Below are 17,477 nucleotides of genomic sequence, written 5' to 3' on the forward strand. Positions count from 1 at the left end.
TCCCGTGGCCCCTCGGGCCCTACCGGGGAGCTACGGCCGCAGCTGCGGCTCGCGCTCCACGTCCTTCTGGTCGAGCACCGCGTCGGGCTTCGCCAGCGGCGTCGCCCGGCCCGCGTCGGCGAGCGCGGCGGCCGGGGCGACCCCGGCCCACTGCAGGATCTTCTGCGTGGCCAGCGCCTTCTCGCCGTCCATGAGCTTGGCGACGTTGGCCCCGTGGTTGGCGCCCGGCGCGATCATCACGTAGCTGTCGCGCACCCCGTAGCCGAGGTGGAACGGTTCGGCACCCCACGGGTCGTTCTGCCCGTACACGAACAGCATCTGGTTCGCGTTGTTCTTCACCCAGTTGTCGACGTCCGCCATGACCCCCGGCTGGAAGGTCATCGGGATGTCGCGGGGCACGAAGTTGCGCGGCGGCTGGTAGCCGTAGCGGCTCAGGCCCTTGAGGTGGGGCTGCTTGATGTCGGGCGAGCCGAGCTGCGTACCCGCCTGGTAGTAGTACGGCGTGTACGTCTCCAGGCCCTGGTCGGCGTAGGCCGAGAAGCCGGAGATGGTGTCGATCGAGTCCCAGATCTCCTGGTCGCTCGCGGTGGCGGCGGCCGGGATGGAGGCGCAGTCGGCCAGCAGGCTGTACTGCCAGAAGGCCCACACGTAGTCGAGCACGACGGCCTCGTAGGCCTTGTCGAGGTCGCCGACGGTGGTGAACGTCCAGCCGTTCTCGGCGGCGGTCGCCGCGTACTTGGCCTCCAGCGGCTCACGGCGGACGAGCGCCTCGCGCTGCACCGCGTTCAGCTTGTCGCGGCACTCCTTGGTGCCGACCTTGTTGAAGAACCGGTCGTACGCCGAGTCCTCCTTGTTGACGACGTCGTTGGGCGCGACGTACGCGACGACACCGTCCATGTCACGCGGGTAGTAGCGCTCGTAGTACGTCGCCGTCATACCGCCCTTGCTGCCGCCCGTGGCCAGCCAGTTCTTCTTGTAGACCTTCTTCAGGGCGGTGTAGATGCGGTGCTGGTCACTGGCGGCCTGCCAGATGTCCAGGTTCGCCCAGTTGGCCGGGTCGGGCCGGGAGGGCGTGAAGAACCGGTACTCCAGCGACACCTGGTTGCCGTCGACGATGGTCGTCGGCTCGCTGCGGCGCGGGCTGGTGTTGACGTTGTAGCCGGAGGTGAAGAAGACCGTGGGCCGGGAGACGTCCTTGTGCAGCAGGGTGAGGCGCTGCTTGAAGGTGCCCTTCGACGGGTTCCGGTGGTCGACCGGCTGCTCGTAGTTCAGTACGAAGAAGCGGTACCCGGGGTACTCCTTCTCCTCGATCAGACTCATCCCCGCAATGGCGAGGATCTCGTCCTTGATGTCCGTCGCGGCGGACGGCCCTGCGGCGGTGGCCGCCTGGGCCGTGAAGCCGGCTGCGCCCATGGTGCCGATCAGCACCACGAGCGACAGCAGCCAGCCGAGCGTCTTGCGCATTCACCCTCCCCTGAGTTCACTTCGGTCGCCCGTGAACCTAGCGGGGTCAACGCGCAGCTGACCAGACCTAGTTGGGACGCTCGTTCAGCACAGGATCCAGCCGGAATCGACGGATCCGGCCTCGATGCTCCCCTTTACATACACGCAGCGGCTGATCGCGCCGACAGTGACAGGTCCGGCATATCGGGTGAATTGCCCGGCGTCACGGACCGGGACCCCGCCGCGCGGCTGGATGCTGACCGCCATCGCCCGGCGCCGGCCCGGGTCGTGGGCGACGGTCACCGCGCAGGCCTGCGTACGGCTCTTGTAGACGCGCACCTCGCCCGTCGGCAGCGGCAGCGTCCTGACCAGGTCACCCCCGCAGCCACCGGTCGCCGCGTGCGCCTGCGGCGCCGCGAGCAGCCCGCCGGCGCACAGCATCAGCCCCGCCGCGAACACCCTCGCCGACGCGGCCCCCCGGCCGCGTCCCTTCCGTCCGTGCCCCACGCTGTCCCCCGATCGGTCGTACGCAACACGTACGCACGTACGACGCGCAGACCCCCCGGAAGGTTGCGCCCGCCACGCACCGCCCGCGGCCCATCGCCCTCCCGCCGCCCTCCCGTCGCCCGGCACCGTGGCGCGTTCCGGCGTGTTGGGCACGCCACGTCGGCGCCTGAGCAGGGTCAGTGGCCGAAGGCCCCGGAGCTGTCGGTCTGACGGCTCCGGGGCCTTCTTCGGCGTGGGGTACGGGCGGGGCGGTCAGGCGGCGGCGCGCTCGTCCTCGCCCACGAAGGTGCGCCACAGTTCGGCGTAGCGGCCGCCGCGGGCCACCAGTTCGGCGTGGGTGCCGTCCTCCACCACCCGGCCGCGGTCCATGACCACGACGCGGTCGGCGCGCGCGGCCGTGGTCAGCCGGTGCGCCACCACGAGGGTGGTGCGCTTGCCGGAGAGCCGGTCGGTGGCCTGGTTGACCTGGGCCTCGGTGGCCAGGTCGAGTGCGGCGGTGGCCTCGTCGAGCAGCAGCACGTCCGGGTCGACGAGTTCGGCGCGGGCCAGCGCGATCAGCTGGCGCTGGCCGGCCGAGAGGTTGCGGCCGCGCTCGGCGACGGTGTGCAGGTAGCCGCCGTCGAGGGTGGCGATCATGTCGTGGGCGCCGACCGCGCGGGCGGCCGCCTCCACCTCGGCGTCGCCCGCCTCGGGCCGCCCGTAGGCGATGGCGTCGCGGACGGTCCCGGGGAAGAGGTAGGGCTCCTGGGGGACGACCCCGAGCCGGTGGCGGTACTCCGTCAGGTCGAGCTCCCGCAGGTCGGCGCCGTCTGCGGTGACCCGGCCCGAGGTCGGGTCGTAGAACCGGGCCACCAGCTTGACGAGCGTGGACTTGCCGGCGCCGGTCTCGCCGACGAAGGCGACGGTCTGGCCGGCGGGTATGCGCAAGCTGATTCCGGCCAGCGCCTCGCCCTTCTCGCCGCGCTCCTCGGCGGTGCCGTACGCGAACCGCACGTCCTCGAAGGCGATCTCGCCGCGCAGCTCCTCGACCGCGCGCGGGTCGGCCGGGCGGGGGGTGCTGGTGGGCTCGCGCAGCAGCCCCTGGATCCGGCCGAGCGAGACGGTGGCCTGCTGGTAGCCGTCGAAGACCTGGGAGAGCTGCTGGACGGGGGCGAAGAACAGGTCGATGTAGAGCAGGTACGCCACCAGCGCGCCGGTGGTGAGGGTGCCGGCCTCGACCCGGCCCGCGCCGACGATCAGCACGGCGGCCGCGGCCCCGGAGGACAGCAGCTGCACGAAGGGGAAGTAGACGGATATCAGCCACTGGCCGCGCACCCGGGCCTGGCGGTACGAGTCGCTCCGCTCGGCGAACCGGGCGGCGCCGGCCCGCTGGCGCCGGAAGGCCTGCACGATGCGCAGCCCGGAGACGGACTCCTGGAGGTCGGCGTTGACCAGGCTGACCCGGTCGCGGGCGAGCTCGTACGCGGCGACCGACTTGCGGCGGAACACGATCGTGCCGACGACCAGCACGGGGAGGGTGGCGAAGACGATCAGCGCGAGCTCGACGTCGAGGACGAGCAGGGCGATCAGGATGCCGAAGAAGGTGAAGACGGAGACGACGGCGGTGACGAGCCCTGTCTGCAGGAAGGTGGACAGGGCGTCGACGTCGGTGGTCATCCGCGTCATGATCTTGCCGGTGAGCTCGCGCTCGTAGTAGTCGAGGCCGAGGCGCTGGAGCTGGGCGAAGATCTTGACCCGCAGGGCGTACAGGACGCGCTCGCCGGTGCGCCCGGTCATCCGGGTCTCGGCGAACTGGGCGGCCCACTGCGCGACGACGACGCAGAGCGCGAGAGCGGCGGCCACCCAGACGGCGCCGAGGGCGGCCTGCTCGACGCCCTTGTCGATGCCGTGCCGGATCAGGATCGGGAGCAGCAGCCCGGAACCGGCATCGACGGCGACGAGGCCGAGGCTGATGGCGAGGGGCGCCCAGAAGCCGCTGAGCAGCCGGCGCAGGTTGTAGCTCTGCTCGGCGGCCGCGGCGCGGTCCTCGTCCACGGCGGGCTCGTCGTCCGCGGGCGGCAGCGCGGCCACCTGCGCGAGCAGTTCGGGGGTGGCTGGCATGCCGGCGACGGCTCCGGCCACGGTGGCACCGGGTACGCCGGTTCCGGGAGCGCCGGTCGCTGCGGCGGTCCCCGCGGCGGCCTCCGCGTCCTCTTCCTCTTGTTCCTCCTGGCGGCGCCAGAGCTCGGGGGTCACCCCGTCCACGACCCGCCGCTTGGCGTTGACGGGCTCGGAGTCGATCTCGGCTTCGAGTTCGATGTCCCGCTCCAGCCTGCCCTCGATGTCCCGCTCGAACTCGGCCATCGCGGGCGCTTCGGGGGTGCGCGGCGAGCCGGCGCCGAGCGCGTCCGGGTCGGTGAGCAGGCGCCGGTAGAGGGGCGAGCGGCGCTCCAGATCCTCGTGCGTACCGATGTCGGAGAGCCGCCCGCGGTCGAGTACGGCGATCCGGTCGGCCAGCCCGAGCGTGGAGCGGCGGTGCGCGATGAGCAGGGTGGTGCGGCCCGCCATGACGGCGCGCAGCGCCTCGTGGATCTCGTGCTCGACGCGGGCGTCGACCGCGGAGGTGGCGTCGTCCAGGAGCAGCAGCCGGGGGTCGGTGAGGATGGCGCGGGCGAGCGCGATGCGCTGGCGCTGGCCGCCGGAGAGGGTGAGCCCCTGCTCGCCGACCTTGGTGTCGTACCCGGCGGGCAGGGCCTGGATGAACGATTCGGCCTGGGCGGCGCGGGCGGCGGCCTCGATCTGCGCGTCGGAGGCGTCCGGCTGCCCGTAGGCGATGTTGGCGCGGATGGTGTCGGAGAAGAGGAACGAGTCCTCCGGTACGAGTCCGATGGCGGCGCGCAGCGAGTCGTACGTCAGCTCGCGCACGTCGTGCCCGCCGACGCGGACGGTGCCGCGGTCGGCGTCGTAGAAGCGGGGCAGGAGGAGGGAGACGGTGGACTTGCCGGAGCCGGAGGCCCCGACGACGGCGACGGTCTCGCCTTCGGCGATGGAGAGCGAGAACCCGTCCAGGACGGGCCGCTGGGGGTCGTACCCGAAGACGACCCCGTCGAACTCGACGGTGGCGGGGGCGTCGGCCGGCAGTTCCCGCGTGCCCTCTTCGATGACGGGCTCGGTGTCGATGAGCTCGAAGACCCGCTCGACGCCGGCGCGGGCCTGCTGGCCCACGGTGAGGACCATGGCGAGCATGCGGACGGGGCCGACGAGCTGCGAGAGGTAGGTGGAGAAGGCGACGAAGGTGCCGAGGGTGATGTGCCCCTGGGTGGCCATCCAGCCGCCGAGGGCCAGCATGGCGACCTGCCCGAGGGCGGGTACGGCCTGTAGGGCGGGGGTGTAGCGGGAGTTGAGCCGGATGGTCCGCATCCGGCCCGCGAACAGCCGCCGCCCGGCGGTGCGCAGCTTGCCGGTCTCCTGCTCCTCCTGGCCGAAGCCCTTGACGACGCGGACGCCGGTGACGGCCCCGTCGACGACGGTGGCGACGGCGGCGGCCTGGCCCTGGGCCCACCAGGTGGCGGGGAAGAGCTTCTTCCGGCTGCGCTTGGCGATGAACCAGAGGGCGGGGGCCATGAGCAGCGCGACGAGGGTCAGCAGCGGGGACAGCGCCAGCATGATCCCGAGGGATATCCCGAAGAGGAGGAAGTTCCCGATGGTCATGGGCAGCATGAAGAGCAGCCCTTGGATCAGCTGGAGGTCACTGGTGGCGCGCCCGATGACCTGGCCGGTGGACAGTTCGTCCTGGCGCCGCCCGTCGAGGCGGGCGATGGTGTCGTACATGTCGGTGCGCAGGTCGTGCTGGACGTCGAGCGCGAGGCGGCCGCCGTAGTACCTGCGTATGTAGGTCAGTACGTAGACGAGGACCGCGGCGGCTATGAGGAGCCCGGCCCAGACGCCCATGGGCTTGGTGTGGTCGCCGATGACGTCGTCGATGATGACCTTGGTGACCAGGGGTACGAGGGCCATGACGGCCATGCCGCCCAGTGAGGACCCGAGGGCGAGCAGCACATTGGTCCGGTACCGCCAGGTGTAGGCGGTGAGCCGCCTCGCCCAGCCCTGTTTTTCCCCAGCCGCCGTCACGTAGTGCCTCCCCGTTCGTATTGTCCTGCCGGAAGCCCCAACGCTCCGACCGGCGGATTTCATCCCGCCGCAACAATCGAACGGGTTTCCGCGGGGCGCGGCGACCCGGCCCCACCCATCCGTGTCGGCCCGGCCGTCCCGCCTTACGGGCTGGGCAGCGGCTTCACGACGGGAGGCCGCTCCAGCGGCTTGTTCTCGCAGCCGAGGGCCTCGGTGACCCGGCGGGCCATGAGGTAGGTGAGAGTCGTCTGGCGGTCCCGGGCGGCCTGGTCGAGTTCCGGTTTGCCGATGTTGATCGTGTACGAAGCGTCCGCGTAGAACCATGCCGACTTCGACGGCTCGTCGAGTTCGCCGGGCATGGCGCACTCGACGTACAGCTTCGTGATGAAGTCGTTGGTTTCGCCGAAGGCGCCATTCGCCCCGTACGGAACGCCCTTGGGCAGGGACGGCTTCACGTCCCCGGAGGTGCGGGGCACCCAGCCGAATCCGAACGTCGCGCGTTCGACTCCCGTCTCAGGAGCCGGGCGGTACGCGCACGTGTACTGCGGAAGTGTCCGCTCCTGCGGACCGATCGCCCGCAGATTGCGCTCCAGATGCTCCACCGCTCTCTTCGTGCTGCTCATGATGAAGGGCTTGAACCCGTCCGCCCGGAGGATCTCCTGTAGAAGCGCCTCCTCCTCCGAGGCCGGCGCGACATCGCACGGATGATCGCTCTTCGCCTCGGGCTCACCCGAATCGCACGACGCCAGCATGAGCACGCAGAGGAGGGCAGCCGTCGACCGACCGAGAAACTTGAGCACGTCAGGACCGGAGGTGCGCACGGGCGGCGTCCCGTCCACTCGTGTACGCGGTACCTGCACCGTCCTTGGCATGATCGAAAGCGGGGTCCCCCTCGATCTGTCGATCCTTGCCCCACGCATCGAACATCCTGTTGGTCGCCTCCATGCCCTTCCCGTAATTGCTGCTGGACTCCTTCTTCCCCTGGTCCTCTGCCTCGTCCTTCATTCCCTCGACCCAGTCGTACTTGAGCACGTCGATCATCGAGCCGCCGATCGTTCCCGCGACCGGGATCTCACCGATGAGTCCGTTCCCGGCGGCCGCCGTGTACTCGCCCGTTCCCTCCGCCCACTTGGTGGCGTCGTCTTCCTTGTCCTTGACGACATCGGCCCCGATGCCGTTGAGGGCGCCGGCCGCCGCGCCGATGTCATGGGCCCGGTTGTCCCAGTCCGCGCTCACCCCGTGCAGGTCGCCCTTGTACGGGGCGGCAGCCGTGAGCTGCTCCGCCGCATACGTCCGCTCCGCCTCGACCAGCAGGGCGTAGCTCGGGCCGTCGTCCGCGATGCCGCGCATCACGCGCACCAGACTGCCCTGGCCGACCGCGATCTGTGCCTTGTCGCCCGAGCCGTGGATGGAGTCGATGCCGCTGCTGCCGCCCAGGTCGGAGTTCTGGCCGCCGAGGATCTCGTGGGTGTCCGCCACGTAGTCGACCAGCGCCTTCGCCATCGGGCGGCGCAGGCCCTCCAGGTCCTCCGGGAACTTGTCCCCGCCCATCTCGTCGTCGAGCAGGCGGATCGCGTTGTGCATCACCCGGGCCTGGCCCTCGGTGTGTGGGCCGGGCGGGCCCAGTTTGTCGCCGTCCGGGTGGCCGGTGGCCGCTGCCTGGAGGGCCGCGCCCAGGCCCGCCGTCTTGTCACCGTCCATCTCGATCGGCGGGCCGTAGCCCGAGGAGATCCAGGGGTCCGGCATGTCGCGGTCGGTGAGCAGGTATTTCAGGTGCTCGTTCTTGTTGCCGGGCGCGGCCGGGTCGAGGAAGTACTCCGACGCGGCCGGATCCTTGGCCATGATGCCGAGGAGGCCGTCCAGCGGGTCGGAGACCAGGTTCGGGCGCTGGGAGTCGTAGGCGTGGTCGTACATGTGCGGCTTCGACTTCTCGGCCTCGATCATGCCGTCGCCGACGTCGTTGAGGAACTGCTTGCCGTAGCCGCCGCCGTTGCCCATGAGGGTGACCAGGGCCTGGTAGCCGTACGTCGGCCGAAGGCCCTTGGCGACCAGTTCGGGGCCCTGCTCCTTGAGCCCGTTGACGAAGGGCTTGTAGGCGTAGCTGTCCGGGTCCTTCGTGCCCGAGGCGATCGTGCCCGCGAGGCCCGTGTTGATCGATTCGTAGAGCTTCTTGTCGGCCGCCGACGCGCCGCGGTCGTTCGACGCCAGGTTCATCTGGTCGGCCAGCTGGAGGGTGTCCTTCGCGCCCAGGGCGTTGAGGTACGCCTCGCTGAAGTGCTTGTCGCCGGAGTTCTGCTTGAGCAGGTCGTCGTAGTGCCGCAACTCGTCCGGGGAGGCCTTGCCGTCACGGATCTTCCGGGTGAGGGCCAGCGCCTCCACGGCCTCGACGTCGTTGACGGGCTTGGAGTTGAAGCCGAACATCGCCGTGCCGTCCGCGCCCGACGCGTTCATCAGGGCGACCTTGACGTCCTCGTCGAACTCCGTGACCGCCTTGACCGCGTCCGCGATCCGCTGCGTCCAGGACCGCTCGACCTCCGGGAGGTCGGGGTCGTGGCGGATCGCGTTCGCCGTGCCCGGGTCGGCCTTGCTGAAGTCGTAGCTCGCCGTGCCGGCGTCTGAGACCTTCATGCCGGCGGTCACGGCGTCCGAGACGGCCGAGGTGACCCGGCCCTTGAGGTCCGTGAACCGGGCGTGCGCGTCACGGAGCAGGGACTCCAGGGCCAGGGCCTCCTTCTGCGCGGCCGCGAACTCCTGGCGCGTCATGGAGGAGTTGGTGGCGGCGGTCGTCGCGCTGGAGCCCAACCAGCCGTTGCCCTTGGAGACGCTCTGGACCTCGTCCCGGTAGACCTCCTCCAGGGTTTTGAACTGCGTCGCCATGGCCTTCCAGCCGTCGGCGGCCGTGGTGAGCGCGGAGAGGTCCGTACGCAGGATCTCGGAGTAGTTCGGCACGCTTCCCCCTACAGTCCCGTGACCTTGGACTGCACCGGCTGGAAGCTCTGGCCCGTCAGCTGGTCATTTCCGGTGAACAGGTTCGACGCACCGCGCAGGGCCGTCTTCTCCGAGTTCAGCCGTCCCATCAGGCGCTTCACCTGGTCGTCCCAGTGCGTGTGCGCCTTTGTCAGACCGGTCGCCGTCTCCCAGCCGCTGAAGGCCTTGACGGCGGTCGTCGTCGGTTCGTCCGCGGCATCCGCGGCCTTGGTCGTACCGGGCTGCAGGACGTTCTCGATGGTGTTGGCCGCCTTCTTCTTCTCCGGAGGCGCCGTGGCCAACACGCCGTACCCGCTGCCGGGCACCGCGGAGCCGCCCTGCTGCTTCCGGCCCCACTCTTCCTCGAACGACACGGATCCCCCTCGTACTCCACCTAAGCGATCAAAGCCACCCTAGCCAGCCGTCGGCAGCGGCTCTCGGTGCTCAGAGGTGCGTGGGCGCGAACATGCGGAGTTTGGCCGGAAGCACCACCACCGAGGGGCCCGGGGTTTTCAGGGACTTGGCCAGGTCCTCGCGGAGGGTTTCCGGGGTCGTCTTCGATGCCGGGACGCCGAAGGATTCGGCCAGGGCCGCGAAGTCCGGGCGGGTCAGTTCGGTGGCCGTCGTGCGGCCCTCGAAGGAGTCCGCCATGTACTCGCGCAGGATGCCGTAGCCGCCGTCGTCCACGATCAGCCAGGTCACGTCCAGGTCGTGCTGCTTCGCCGTCGCCAGGTCCGCGATCGAGTACATCGCGCCGCCGTCGCCCGAGACCGCCAGGACCGGGGTGCCCGGTTCCGCGACGCAGGCGCCGAGGGCCGCCGGGAAGGCGTAGCCGAGGCCGCCGGCGCCCTGCGCCGAGTGCATCGTGTTGGGGTGCTTCGCGTCGAACGCCGACCAGGCCCAGTACGACAGGATCGTCATGTCCCAGAAGGACGGGGAGCGGGCGGGGAGCGCCGCGCGGATCGACGTGAGGAGCCCGCGCTCCAGCGATACGTCCTGGGTCGACAGGCGGGTCTCGATCTCCGAGAGGAGCAGCCGGACGCGGTCCGGCGCGTCGGGGTCCTCGCGTTCCGAGACCGTCTCCAGGAGGGCCTGGAGGGCCAGGCGGGCGTCGGCGTGGATGCCGAGGGCCGCGTGGTTGGACTCCAGCTTGCCGAGGTCCGCGTCGATCTGGACGACCCGGCCCGTCGGGAAGAACGTGTGGTAGTTCGACGACAGTTCGCCCAGGCCCGAGCCGACCACCAGCAGGACGTCCGCGTCCTCCAGGAAGTCCGTCATGTGGCGGTCCTCCAGCCAGGACTGGAGGGACAGCGGGTGGGTCCACGGGAAGGCGCCCTTGCCGCCGAACGTGGTGACCACCGGGGCGTTCAGCCGTTCCGCCAGCTGCCGCAGCTTGCCCGCCGCGTCCGAACGGATCACCCCGCCGCCCGCGATGATGACGGGGCGGGCGGCCCGCTCCAGCCAGTGCGCCGCGAGCGCGGTGAGCTCGGGGCGCGGGACCAGCTCGTGCGGGGTCGCGTCCACGGCCGTGACCTGCGGGATCACCGTCTCGGCGCGCAGTACGTCCTCCGGGATCTCCACCCAGACGGGGCCGTGCGGAGCCGTCAGCGCCGATTCCCAGGCCTCCGCGATCACGGAGGGGATCTGTGACGGGGTGCGGGCCGTGTGGACCGACTTCACCACGTCCCGGAACGACGCCGACTGGTCCCGCAGTTCGTGCAGGTGCCCGCGCCGGCCGCCGCCCAGGCCCGCCACCGGGACCTGAGAGGCGATGGCGAGGACGGGGGCCGAGGCGGCGGCCGCCTCCGCCAGGGCCGGCAGGGCCATGAGCGCGCCCGGGCCGGTCGAGAGCAGGAGGGGAACCGCCTCGCCCGTGATCCGGCCGTACGCGTCGGCCGCGAAGCCGGCGTTGTTCTCCGTACGCAGCCCGATCAGCCGCAGGTCGGAGCGGCCGACCGCGTCGAAGAGGGCGAGCGCGTGCTGCCCCGGCAGACCGAAGACGGTGGTCGCGCCGAGGCCGCGGAGCGTCTCCACGACCAGGTCCCCGCCCGTCCGCCCGGGCGGCGGCGCGAGGGCTGCCGCCCGCTGGGCGTCGGTGGGACGGAGTACCAGGTCGTGGTCGTGCGTCACGTGCGCTTACTCGCCCTTCTCGGGTCCTGCTACGCCTTCTTCGCGGCGGCGATCTGGCGGCTCATGATGGTCGTCAGCTCGTACGCGGTGTGCGAGGCCGCGACCGAGGTGATCTCGGCGTGATCGTACGCCGGGGCGACCTCGACGACGTCCGCCGAGACCAGGTTGCAGGAGGACAGGCCGCGGATGATCTCCAGCAGCTCGCGGGAGGTCATGCCGCCCGCCTCCGGCGTGCCGGTGCCGGGCGCGTGCGCCGGGTCCAGCACGTCGATGTCGATCGAGATGTACAGCGGGCGGTCGCCGATGCGCTGGCGCAGCTGGTCCGCGACCTCGTCGGCGCCGCGCCGGTAGACGTCGGCCGAGGTCACGATGCCGAAGCCCATCTTGGCGTCGTCGTCCAGGTCCCGCTTGCCGTACAGCGGGCCGCGCGTGCCGACGTGCGAGAGCGCCTCGGTGTCGAGGATGCCCTCCTCCACGGCGCGGCGGAACGGCGTGCCGTGCGTGTACTCGGCGCCGAAGTAGGTGTCCCAGGTGTCCAGGTGCGCGTCGAAGTGCAGCAGCGCGACCGGGCCGTGCTTCTTCGCGACGGAGCGGAGCAGCGGGAGGGCGATGGTGTGGTCGCCGCCGAGGGTCATCAGGCGGGAGCCGGCGCCGAGGAGCTCGTCCGCGGCGGCCTCGACCGTCTCGACGGCCTCGTTGATGTTGAAGGGGTTCACGGCGATGTCGCCTGCGTCCGCCACCTGGGCGAGCGCGAACGGGGAGGCGTCCTGCGCCGGGTTGTACGGGCGCAGCAGGCGGGAGGCCTCGCGGATCGCGTTGCCGCCGAAGCGGGCGCCGGGGCGGTACGAGACACCCGAGTCGAACGGGACACCGACGACGGCGACGTCCGCCGAGCCGACCTCGTCCAGGCGGGGCAGCCGGGCGAAGGTCGCGGGGCCCGCGTAGCGCGGGATGCGGGAGGAGTCGACGGGGCCGCGCGGCTGCGTGCTCATGGGGGTGCCCTTCCGGAGGTCCTGCGGGGGGGTGCTGGTGCGGTGCTTCGAGCGTAAGCCGCCACCACGGGGGTGCGAAGTGTACGTTTCATCCATCACACATCTCTGATATGTACGGAGCATCCATGGAGGCCCCGCCCACCCCACCGGTCCCCCTGGCCGCGCTGCTCGCCGACCGGGAGCTGGGGCTGCGCCACCTCGCGGGGCCCGCCGAGGCCGATGTGCACGGGGTGCACGCCTCCGAGATGGCCGATCCCTCGCCCTACCTGCTGGGCGGCGAGCTGCTGCTCACCGCCGGCGCGGAGCTGGGGGCCGACCCCGACGGCTACGTGAGCGGGCTCGTCGCCGCGGGTGCGGCCGCGCTCGGCTTCGGCGTGGCGCCCGTGCACGAGGAGGTGCCGGCCGCGCTGGCGGCGGCTTGTGCGCGGTACGGGCTGCCGCTGCTGGAGGTCCCGCCGCGGACCCCGTTCACGGCGGTCGCCCGGAGCGTCTGGCGGCTGATGGCGCAGGCCCGTACGCGGGAGCTGCGCCGGGTCGCCGAGGTCCAGCAATCGCTCGCCACGGCGGCCGCCCGCCCCGATCCGGTCGCGGCGGTCCTGGCCCGCCTGGCGGCGAGCCTGGGCGGCTGGGCCGCCCTCCTGACCGGCCCTGCGGCCGGGGCCGCGGCCGCGGCGCCGGGTCCCTCGGGCGGCCCGGCCGCGGCCCCGGGCTCCGCGGCGGCCCCCGCCGCGCCCGCGGCCGGGATCGTACGGGCCGCCGGGGCCGGGGTCGGGGAGGAGGTGCTCGGTGCCGTGCGGGAACTGGCCCGGCGGGTGGCGGGCGGGGCCGCGGCCACCGCCACCGACGCCTCCGGCGGAACGCACCTCGCCGTCTACGCCGTCGGCGGCGGCCGGGTGCTGGCCCTCGCCACCCCGGCCCGGGTCCCCGGCGACCACACGATCGCGTCCGTGGCCGCCGTCCTGCTGACCCTGATCACCGCGGAGCGGCCGGCCGGGGCCGAGGCCGCCGCGCTGGCCCGGCTGCTGCTGGGCGGCTCGCCCGCCGGGGCGCTGGGCGGGCCCGGGCCCTGGTACGCGGTCCACGCCCGCGGCGGCGCCGATCCGCAGGCCCTCGCCGCCGCGCTGGGCACCGTACTGCTGGACCCTGACGGTCCGGCCCTACGGCTCCTCACCGACCGGGAGCCGGCCCCGCAGCCCGGGTGGCGGCTGGGGGTCAGCGCCCCGGCCGGGCCCGACGCGCTGGCCGCCGCCGACGCGCAGGCCCGCCGCGCCCTGGAGCGCGCCGAGGCGGCCCGGACCCCGCTGGCCCGGCACTCCGACTCGGGCTTCGCGGGGCTCGTCGGCGAAGCCGAGGCCCGCGCCCACGCCGAGGCCCTGCTCGGCCCGCTCTCCCCCGCCCTGCGGGACACCCTGCGCGCCTGGCTGGCCCACCACGGCAGCTGGGACCGCAGCGCCGCCGCCCTCGGCCTGCACCGCAACACCGTCCGCCAGCGCATCGCCCGCGCCGCGGCCCTCCTCGACCGTGACCTCGACGACCCGGACACCCGAATGGAGCTGTGGTTCGCCCTGACCCGGGCGCCGGGGGCCTGACCGGCCCGGGCCGGGAGCGGCTGCGCCGTACGGATGGACTCGGGCCGTACGGCAACGGCTGCGCCGCCCGGCGGCGCGCGGCGGCCTACGTTCGCACTGCATCCCCCACCCCCACTCCGAAAGGCAGTGCTCGTGCGATCGATCCGCCCCGTCCTGACCGCTCTCGCCGTCGGCGGCATCCTCTTGGCCGGCGCGTCCGCCGCCTCCGCCGACGACACCTTCACCGTGTACGCGCCGATCGACAACACGTACTCGATCGTCTTCGGCGACCTGTCCCAGGTGGCCGGCGACGACGTGTTCAACGCCGGCCGCGACAACACGGTCGGCTCCCACAACGGCGCGGCGCCGGCCGGCGACATCGGCATGGCGGCGATGCCCGGCACCCAGGTGCTGAGCAATGAGGCCCTGATGCACGGCGCGGCCGGCCAGTGGACCGGCAAGATCCTCGGCAAGTAGCACCGAGCAGGAGCACGTAGGAACACGCAGCACCCAGCAGGACCCGGCGCCGGCCGGTCGGCTACATGCCGGCCGGCCGGCGTTCCGCCCCGGCCGGCATGGGCCGGACATCACACCCGGTCCCCCTCCGCGACTCTGGACAGCCCACCCGACCCACCGGTAACTTAATAGTCTGAGCAAGCGCTTAGACACGGCGCGACAGCGCGACGGGCGACAGGATCGAGGAGGCGGCTGTGCGCCGTACCGTTTTCAACGAGGACCACGAAGCGTTCCGCGAGACCATCCGCGCCTTCATAGAGGCCGAGGTCGTCCCCGTCTACGACGAGTGGTTCGCCGCCGGCCAGGCGCCGCGCGACTTCTACTACAAGCTCGGCGAGCTGGGCATCTTCGGCATCAACGTCCCCGAGGAGTTCGGCGGCGCGGGCCTGGACACCCACAAGTTCGAGGCCGTCCTGTACGAGGAGACCGCCCGCGCGGGCGTGAACTTCGGCGGCTCCGGCGTGCACGTGCTGCTCGCCCTCCCCTACATCAAGATGCTGGCCGACGACGAGCAGAAGAAGCGCTACCTGCCCAAGTTCGTCTCCGGTGAGGAGATGTGGGCCCTCGCCATGACCGAGCCGGGCACCGGCTCCGACGTCGCGGGCATGAAGACCACCGCCAAGCTCTCCGAGGACGGCACGCACTACGTCCTCAACGGCTCCAAGACCTTCATCACCGGCGGCGTGCACGCCGACCGCGTGATCGTCTGCGCCCGCACCTCCGCCCCGCGCGAGGACGACCGCCGCTTCGGCATCTCGCTGTTCGCCGTGGACACCAAGTCCGAGGGCTACTCCATCGGCCGCAAGCTCGACAAGCTCGGCCTGCGCACCTCCGACACCGCCGAGCTGGCGTTCGTCGACGTCAAGGTTCCCGTCGAGGACCTGCTCGGCGAGGAGGGCAAGGGCTTCTACTACCTCGGCCACAACCTGGCCTCCGAGCGCTGGGGCATCGCGTTCGGCGCGTACGCCCAGGCCGCCGCGGCCGTCCGGTTCGCCCAGCAGTACGTCACCGACCGCACCGTCTTCGGCAAGCCGGTCGCGCACTTCCAGAACACCAAGTTCGAGCTGGCCGCCTGCCAGGCCGAGGTGGACGCCGCCCAGGCCGTCTCGGACCGCGCTCTGGAGGCCCTGGACGCCGGCGAGCTGACCCCCGCCGAGGCCGCTTCCGCGAAGCTGTTCTGCACCGAGGTCGCGCACCGCGTGATCGACCGCTGCCTCCAGCTGCACGGCGGCTACGGCTACATGAACGAGTACCCGATCGCCCGCCTGTACGCCGACAACCGCGTCAACCGCATCTACGGCGGCACCAGCGAGATCATGAAGTCCATCATCGCCAAGTCGATGGGCCTGTAAGGGCCCGACGGACCAGGGACACGAGGGACTTACCCTTCCCCCCATGAACGAGGCACTGACGACGCTCCTCGATCTGCTCGACCTGGAGCAGATCGAGGAGAACATCTTCCGCGGTACCAGCCGTTCGGCGCTGGTACCGCGCGTCTTCGGCGGCCAGGTCGCGGCCCAGGCCATGGTCGCGGCCGGGCGTACCGTGCCCGGGGACCGCACCGCGCACTCGCTGCACTCGTACTTCCTGCGCGCCGGCGATCCCGGCGCGCCGATCGTCTACGCGGTCGACCGGATCCGCGACGGGCGCTCCTTCACCACCCGCCGGGTCGTCGCCGTCCAGCACGGCCAGCCGATCTTCCACCTTTCCGCGTCCTTCCAGACGTACGAGGAGGGCCTCGACCACCAGGCCGCGATGCCGGACGCGCCCGATCCGGAAACCCTGCCGACGGCCGCCGAGGCGCTGCCGGAGTACCGGGAGATCTTCCGCGACCCGGACACGGTGGAGCGGCTGATCGAGGCGCGCGGCGCCGTGGACCTGCGGTACGCGACGGTCCCGCCCTGGGGCAGCGTCGGCAAGCCGGTCGAGCCGCGCTCGCAGGTGTGGTTCCGTACGGCCGGCAAGCTGGAGAGCGACGACGCGCTCCTGCACACCTGCCTGGCCACGTACGTCTCGGACATGACCCTGCTCGACTCGGTGCTGCTCGCGCACGGCCGGGGCGGCTGGGCGGTCGGCGACGTGGTGGGCGCCTCGCTGGACCACGCGATGTGGTTCCACCGGCCCTTCCGCGCCGACGAATGGCTGCTGTACGACCAGGAGTCCCCGACCGCGGCCGCCGGGCGCGGACTCGGCCAGGCCCGGATCTGGACCCAGGACGGGCGCCTCGCCGTGACCGTCATCCAGGAGGGCGTCGTACGCGTCCCGCGCGCGTAACGCCCCCTGCGGTCAGTCCCACCAGAACCCCCAGTACCCGGAGCCGGTCACTGCCTCGTCGGCGTACGCGCGGACGCTGCCCGAGCCCTGCCAGACATTGTCCGGGCAGAACGCGAAGTGCTCGGCGGCGACCGGCAGCGCCGCGGTCCTCGTCGGAAGCGGGGCGGCCACGGACAGGTGGAGCTCGTCGAAGCCGAGGGCTATGACGCGGGCGCCGAACCGGTCCTCCCACGAGCGCAGCACGGTGCTGATGAGGGCCGTGTCGTTCTCGTGGTTCACCGGTCCCCGCCAGCCCATCGCCGTGGGTACGTCGGCTCCCCGGCCGGCGGGGACCAGCGCGAGGCGCGGGTTCGGCAGGACCCCGTCCCGGATCAGCCCGTCGGCGAGGGCGAGGGCCACCGCCTCCGGGTCCTCCTGCGGGGTGCGGTGCTCGGCCAGGCCGGGCCAGTCGCGGCCGAAGGGGGCTATGAGCCCGGCGCCGTCGGGGCCCTCGCCCTCCTCCGGGTCGGGGACGACCCCGGCCCAGAACTCGCGCAGGACCGGCTCGACGTGGTGGTCGTCGGGGTCGGACATCGAGGCGGGGCTCAGCTCGTCGCGGACCCACCAGCACTCCAGGCCCGTGCGCTCCTGGAACAGCACCGCCTGAAGGCCCGCGGCGGCCAGGGCGGGGCCGCGGCAGGCGGCGAGCGCACCGATGCCCACGGGCGCGTCGGAGACCCACAGCAGCGGCTCGGGCCGCGCTTTGGTCCGCAGCCGCGACCGCGACCGCCCGCCGGGCCGGTCGATCAGCGCGCCCGGAGGCAACTCCAGCCCCAGGGCTCGGCCTTGCGGGTCGTCGGCCAGTACGGACAGCGGGTTCTGTGTCTTGGAGGGGTTCGACAGGCTCGGCGGATTCGGCAGGCTCGGCGGACTCGGCGGATTCGTCACGCCTTCGACGGTAGTCCCCGGCACTGACAACGCCCCTTCGCCC

General features: G+C 72.1%; 13 protein-coding genes. 4 read left to right on the forward strand and 9 right to left on the reverse strand.

The genetic code is table 11. The features are described 5' to 3' along the window. Nucleotides 1–30 precede the first annotated feature (30 nt). The 8 genes from ADK52_RS15685 to speB all read right to left on the reverse strand — a co-directional run bounded on the left by ADK52_RS15685 (nt 31) and on the right by speB (nt 12,149). Complete coding sequence (locus ADK52_RS15685; protein WP_053690409.1) at nt 31–1,464, reverse strand: S28 family serine protease; 1,434 nt, start codon at nt 1,462–1,464, stop codon at nt 31–33. A gap of 84 nt (nt 1,465–1,548) precedes the next feature. After that, complete coding sequence (locus ADK52_RS15690) at nt 1,549–1,950, reverse strand: hypothetical protein (protein ID WP_234343827.1); 402 nt, start codon at nt 1,948–1,950, stop codon at nt 1,549–1,551. 252 nt (nt 1,951–2,202) lie between these two features. Continuing rightward, nucleotides 2,203–6,060: an ABC transporter ATP-binding protein gene (locus ADK52_RS15695; RefSeq protein WP_053690410.1), complete on the reverse strand. Its 3,858-nt coding sequence runs from the start codon at nt 6,058–6,060 to the stop codon at nt 2,203–2,205. 143 nt (nt 6,061–6,203) lie between these two features. Continuing rightward, a complete protein-coding gene (locus ADK52_RS15700) occupies nt 6,204–6,683 on the reverse strand; it encodes a hypothetical protein (RefSeq protein ID WP_159045958.1) in 480 nt (159 codons plus the stop codon). Between the two features lie 178 nt (nt 6,684–6,861). Beyond that, the gene (locus tag ADK52_RS15705) at nt 6,862–9,009 is read right to left on the reverse strand and encodes a hypothetical protein (RefSeq protein ID WP_053690412.1); all 2,148 of its coding nucleotides are present in this window, start codon (nt 9,007–9,009) and stop codon (nt 6,862–6,864) included. 8 nt (nt 9,010–9,017) lie between these two features. Further along, on the reverse strand, nt 9,018–9,401 hold the full coding sequence (locus ADK52_RS15710; RefSeq protein ID WP_053690413.1) for a hypothetical protein: 384 nt from the start codon (nt 9,399–9,401) through the stop codon (nt 9,018–9,020). A 70-nt stretch (nt 9,402–9,471) separates the two neighbouring features. After that, entirely contained in the window at nt 9,472–11,157 is a 1,686-nt protein-coding gene (locus ADK52_RS15715; RefSeq protein WP_053690414.1) for a thiamine pyrophosphate-binding protein, read from the reverse strand. Between the two features lie 29 nt (nt 11,158–11,186). Further along, on the reverse strand, nt 11,187–12,149 hold the full coding sequence (gene speB / locus ADK52_RS15720) for an agmatinase (protein ID WP_053690415.1): 963 nt from the start codon (nt 12,147–12,149) through the stop codon (nt 11,187–11,189). A gap of 125 nt (nt 12,150–12,274) precedes the next feature. Between speB and ADK52_RS15725 the strand changes: the two genes are divergently transcribed. From ADK52_RS15725 to ADK52_RS15740, 4 genes are all read left to right on the forward strand, one after another. Further along, the gene (locus ADK52_RS15725; protein ID WP_234343828.1) at nt 12,275–13,738 is read left to right on the forward strand and encodes a PucR family transcriptional regulator; all 1,464 of its coding nucleotides are present in this window, start codon (nt 12,275–12,277) and stop codon (nt 13,736–13,738) included. Nucleotides 13,739–13,870: 132 nt separating this feature from the next. After that, complete coding sequence (locus tag ADK52_RS15730) at nt 13,871–14,194, forward strand: hypothetical protein (RefSeq protein WP_147420048.1); 324 nt, start codon at nt 13,871–13,873, stop codon at nt 14,192–14,194. Between the two features lie 233 nt (nt 14,195–14,427). Further along, complete coding sequence (locus ADK52_RS15735) at nt 14,428–15,585, forward strand: acyl-CoA dehydrogenase family protein (protein ID WP_053690418.1); 1,158 nt, start codon at nt 14,428–14,430, stop codon at nt 15,583–15,585. Between the two features lie 43 nt (nt 15,586–15,628). Next, on the forward strand, nt 15,629–16,507 hold the full coding sequence (locus tag ADK52_RS15740) for an acyl-CoA thioesterase (protein ID WP_053690419.1): 879 nt from the start codon (nt 15,629–15,631) through the stop codon (nt 16,505–16,507). Between the two features lie 12 nt (nt 16,508–16,519). On the opposite strand, the gene ADK52_RS15745 is transcribed toward ADK52_RS15740, so the two are convergent. Beyond that, nucleotides 16,520–17,434, reverse strand: a complete 915-nt coding sequence (locus ADK52_RS15745) for a DUF4253 domain-containing protein (RefSeq protein WP_324615917.1) — start codon at nt 17,432–17,434, stop codon at nt 16,520–16,522. Nucleotides 17,435–17,477 lie beyond the last annotated feature (43 nt).

The organism is Streptomyces sp. WM6372, assembly GCF_001279655.1.
Lineage (GTDB): Bacteria > Actinomycetota > Actinomycetes > Streptomycetales > Streptomycetaceae > Streptomyces.

Coding starts and splice junctions, on each gene's coding strand:
- ADK52_RS15685 (WP_053690409.1), bottom strand. CDS start 1,464: ATGCGCAAGACGCTCGGCTGGCTGCTGTCGCTCGTGGTGCTGATCGGC.
- ADK52_RS15700 (WP_159045958.1), bottom strand. CDS start 6,683: ATGAGCAGCACGAAGAGAGCGGTGGAGCATCTGGAGCGCAATCTGCGG.
- speB (WP_053690415.1), bottom strand. CDS start 12,149: ATGAGCACGCAGCCGCGCGGCCCCGTCGACTCCTCCCGCATCCCGCGC.
- ADK52_RS15725 (WP_234343828.1), top strand. CDS start 12,275: ATGGAGGCCCCGCCCACCCCACCGGTCCCCCTGGCCGCGCTGCTCGCC.
- ADK52_RS15740 (WP_053690419.1), top strand. CDS start 15,629: ATGAACGAGGCACTGACGACGCTCCTCGATCTGCTCGACCTGGAGCAG.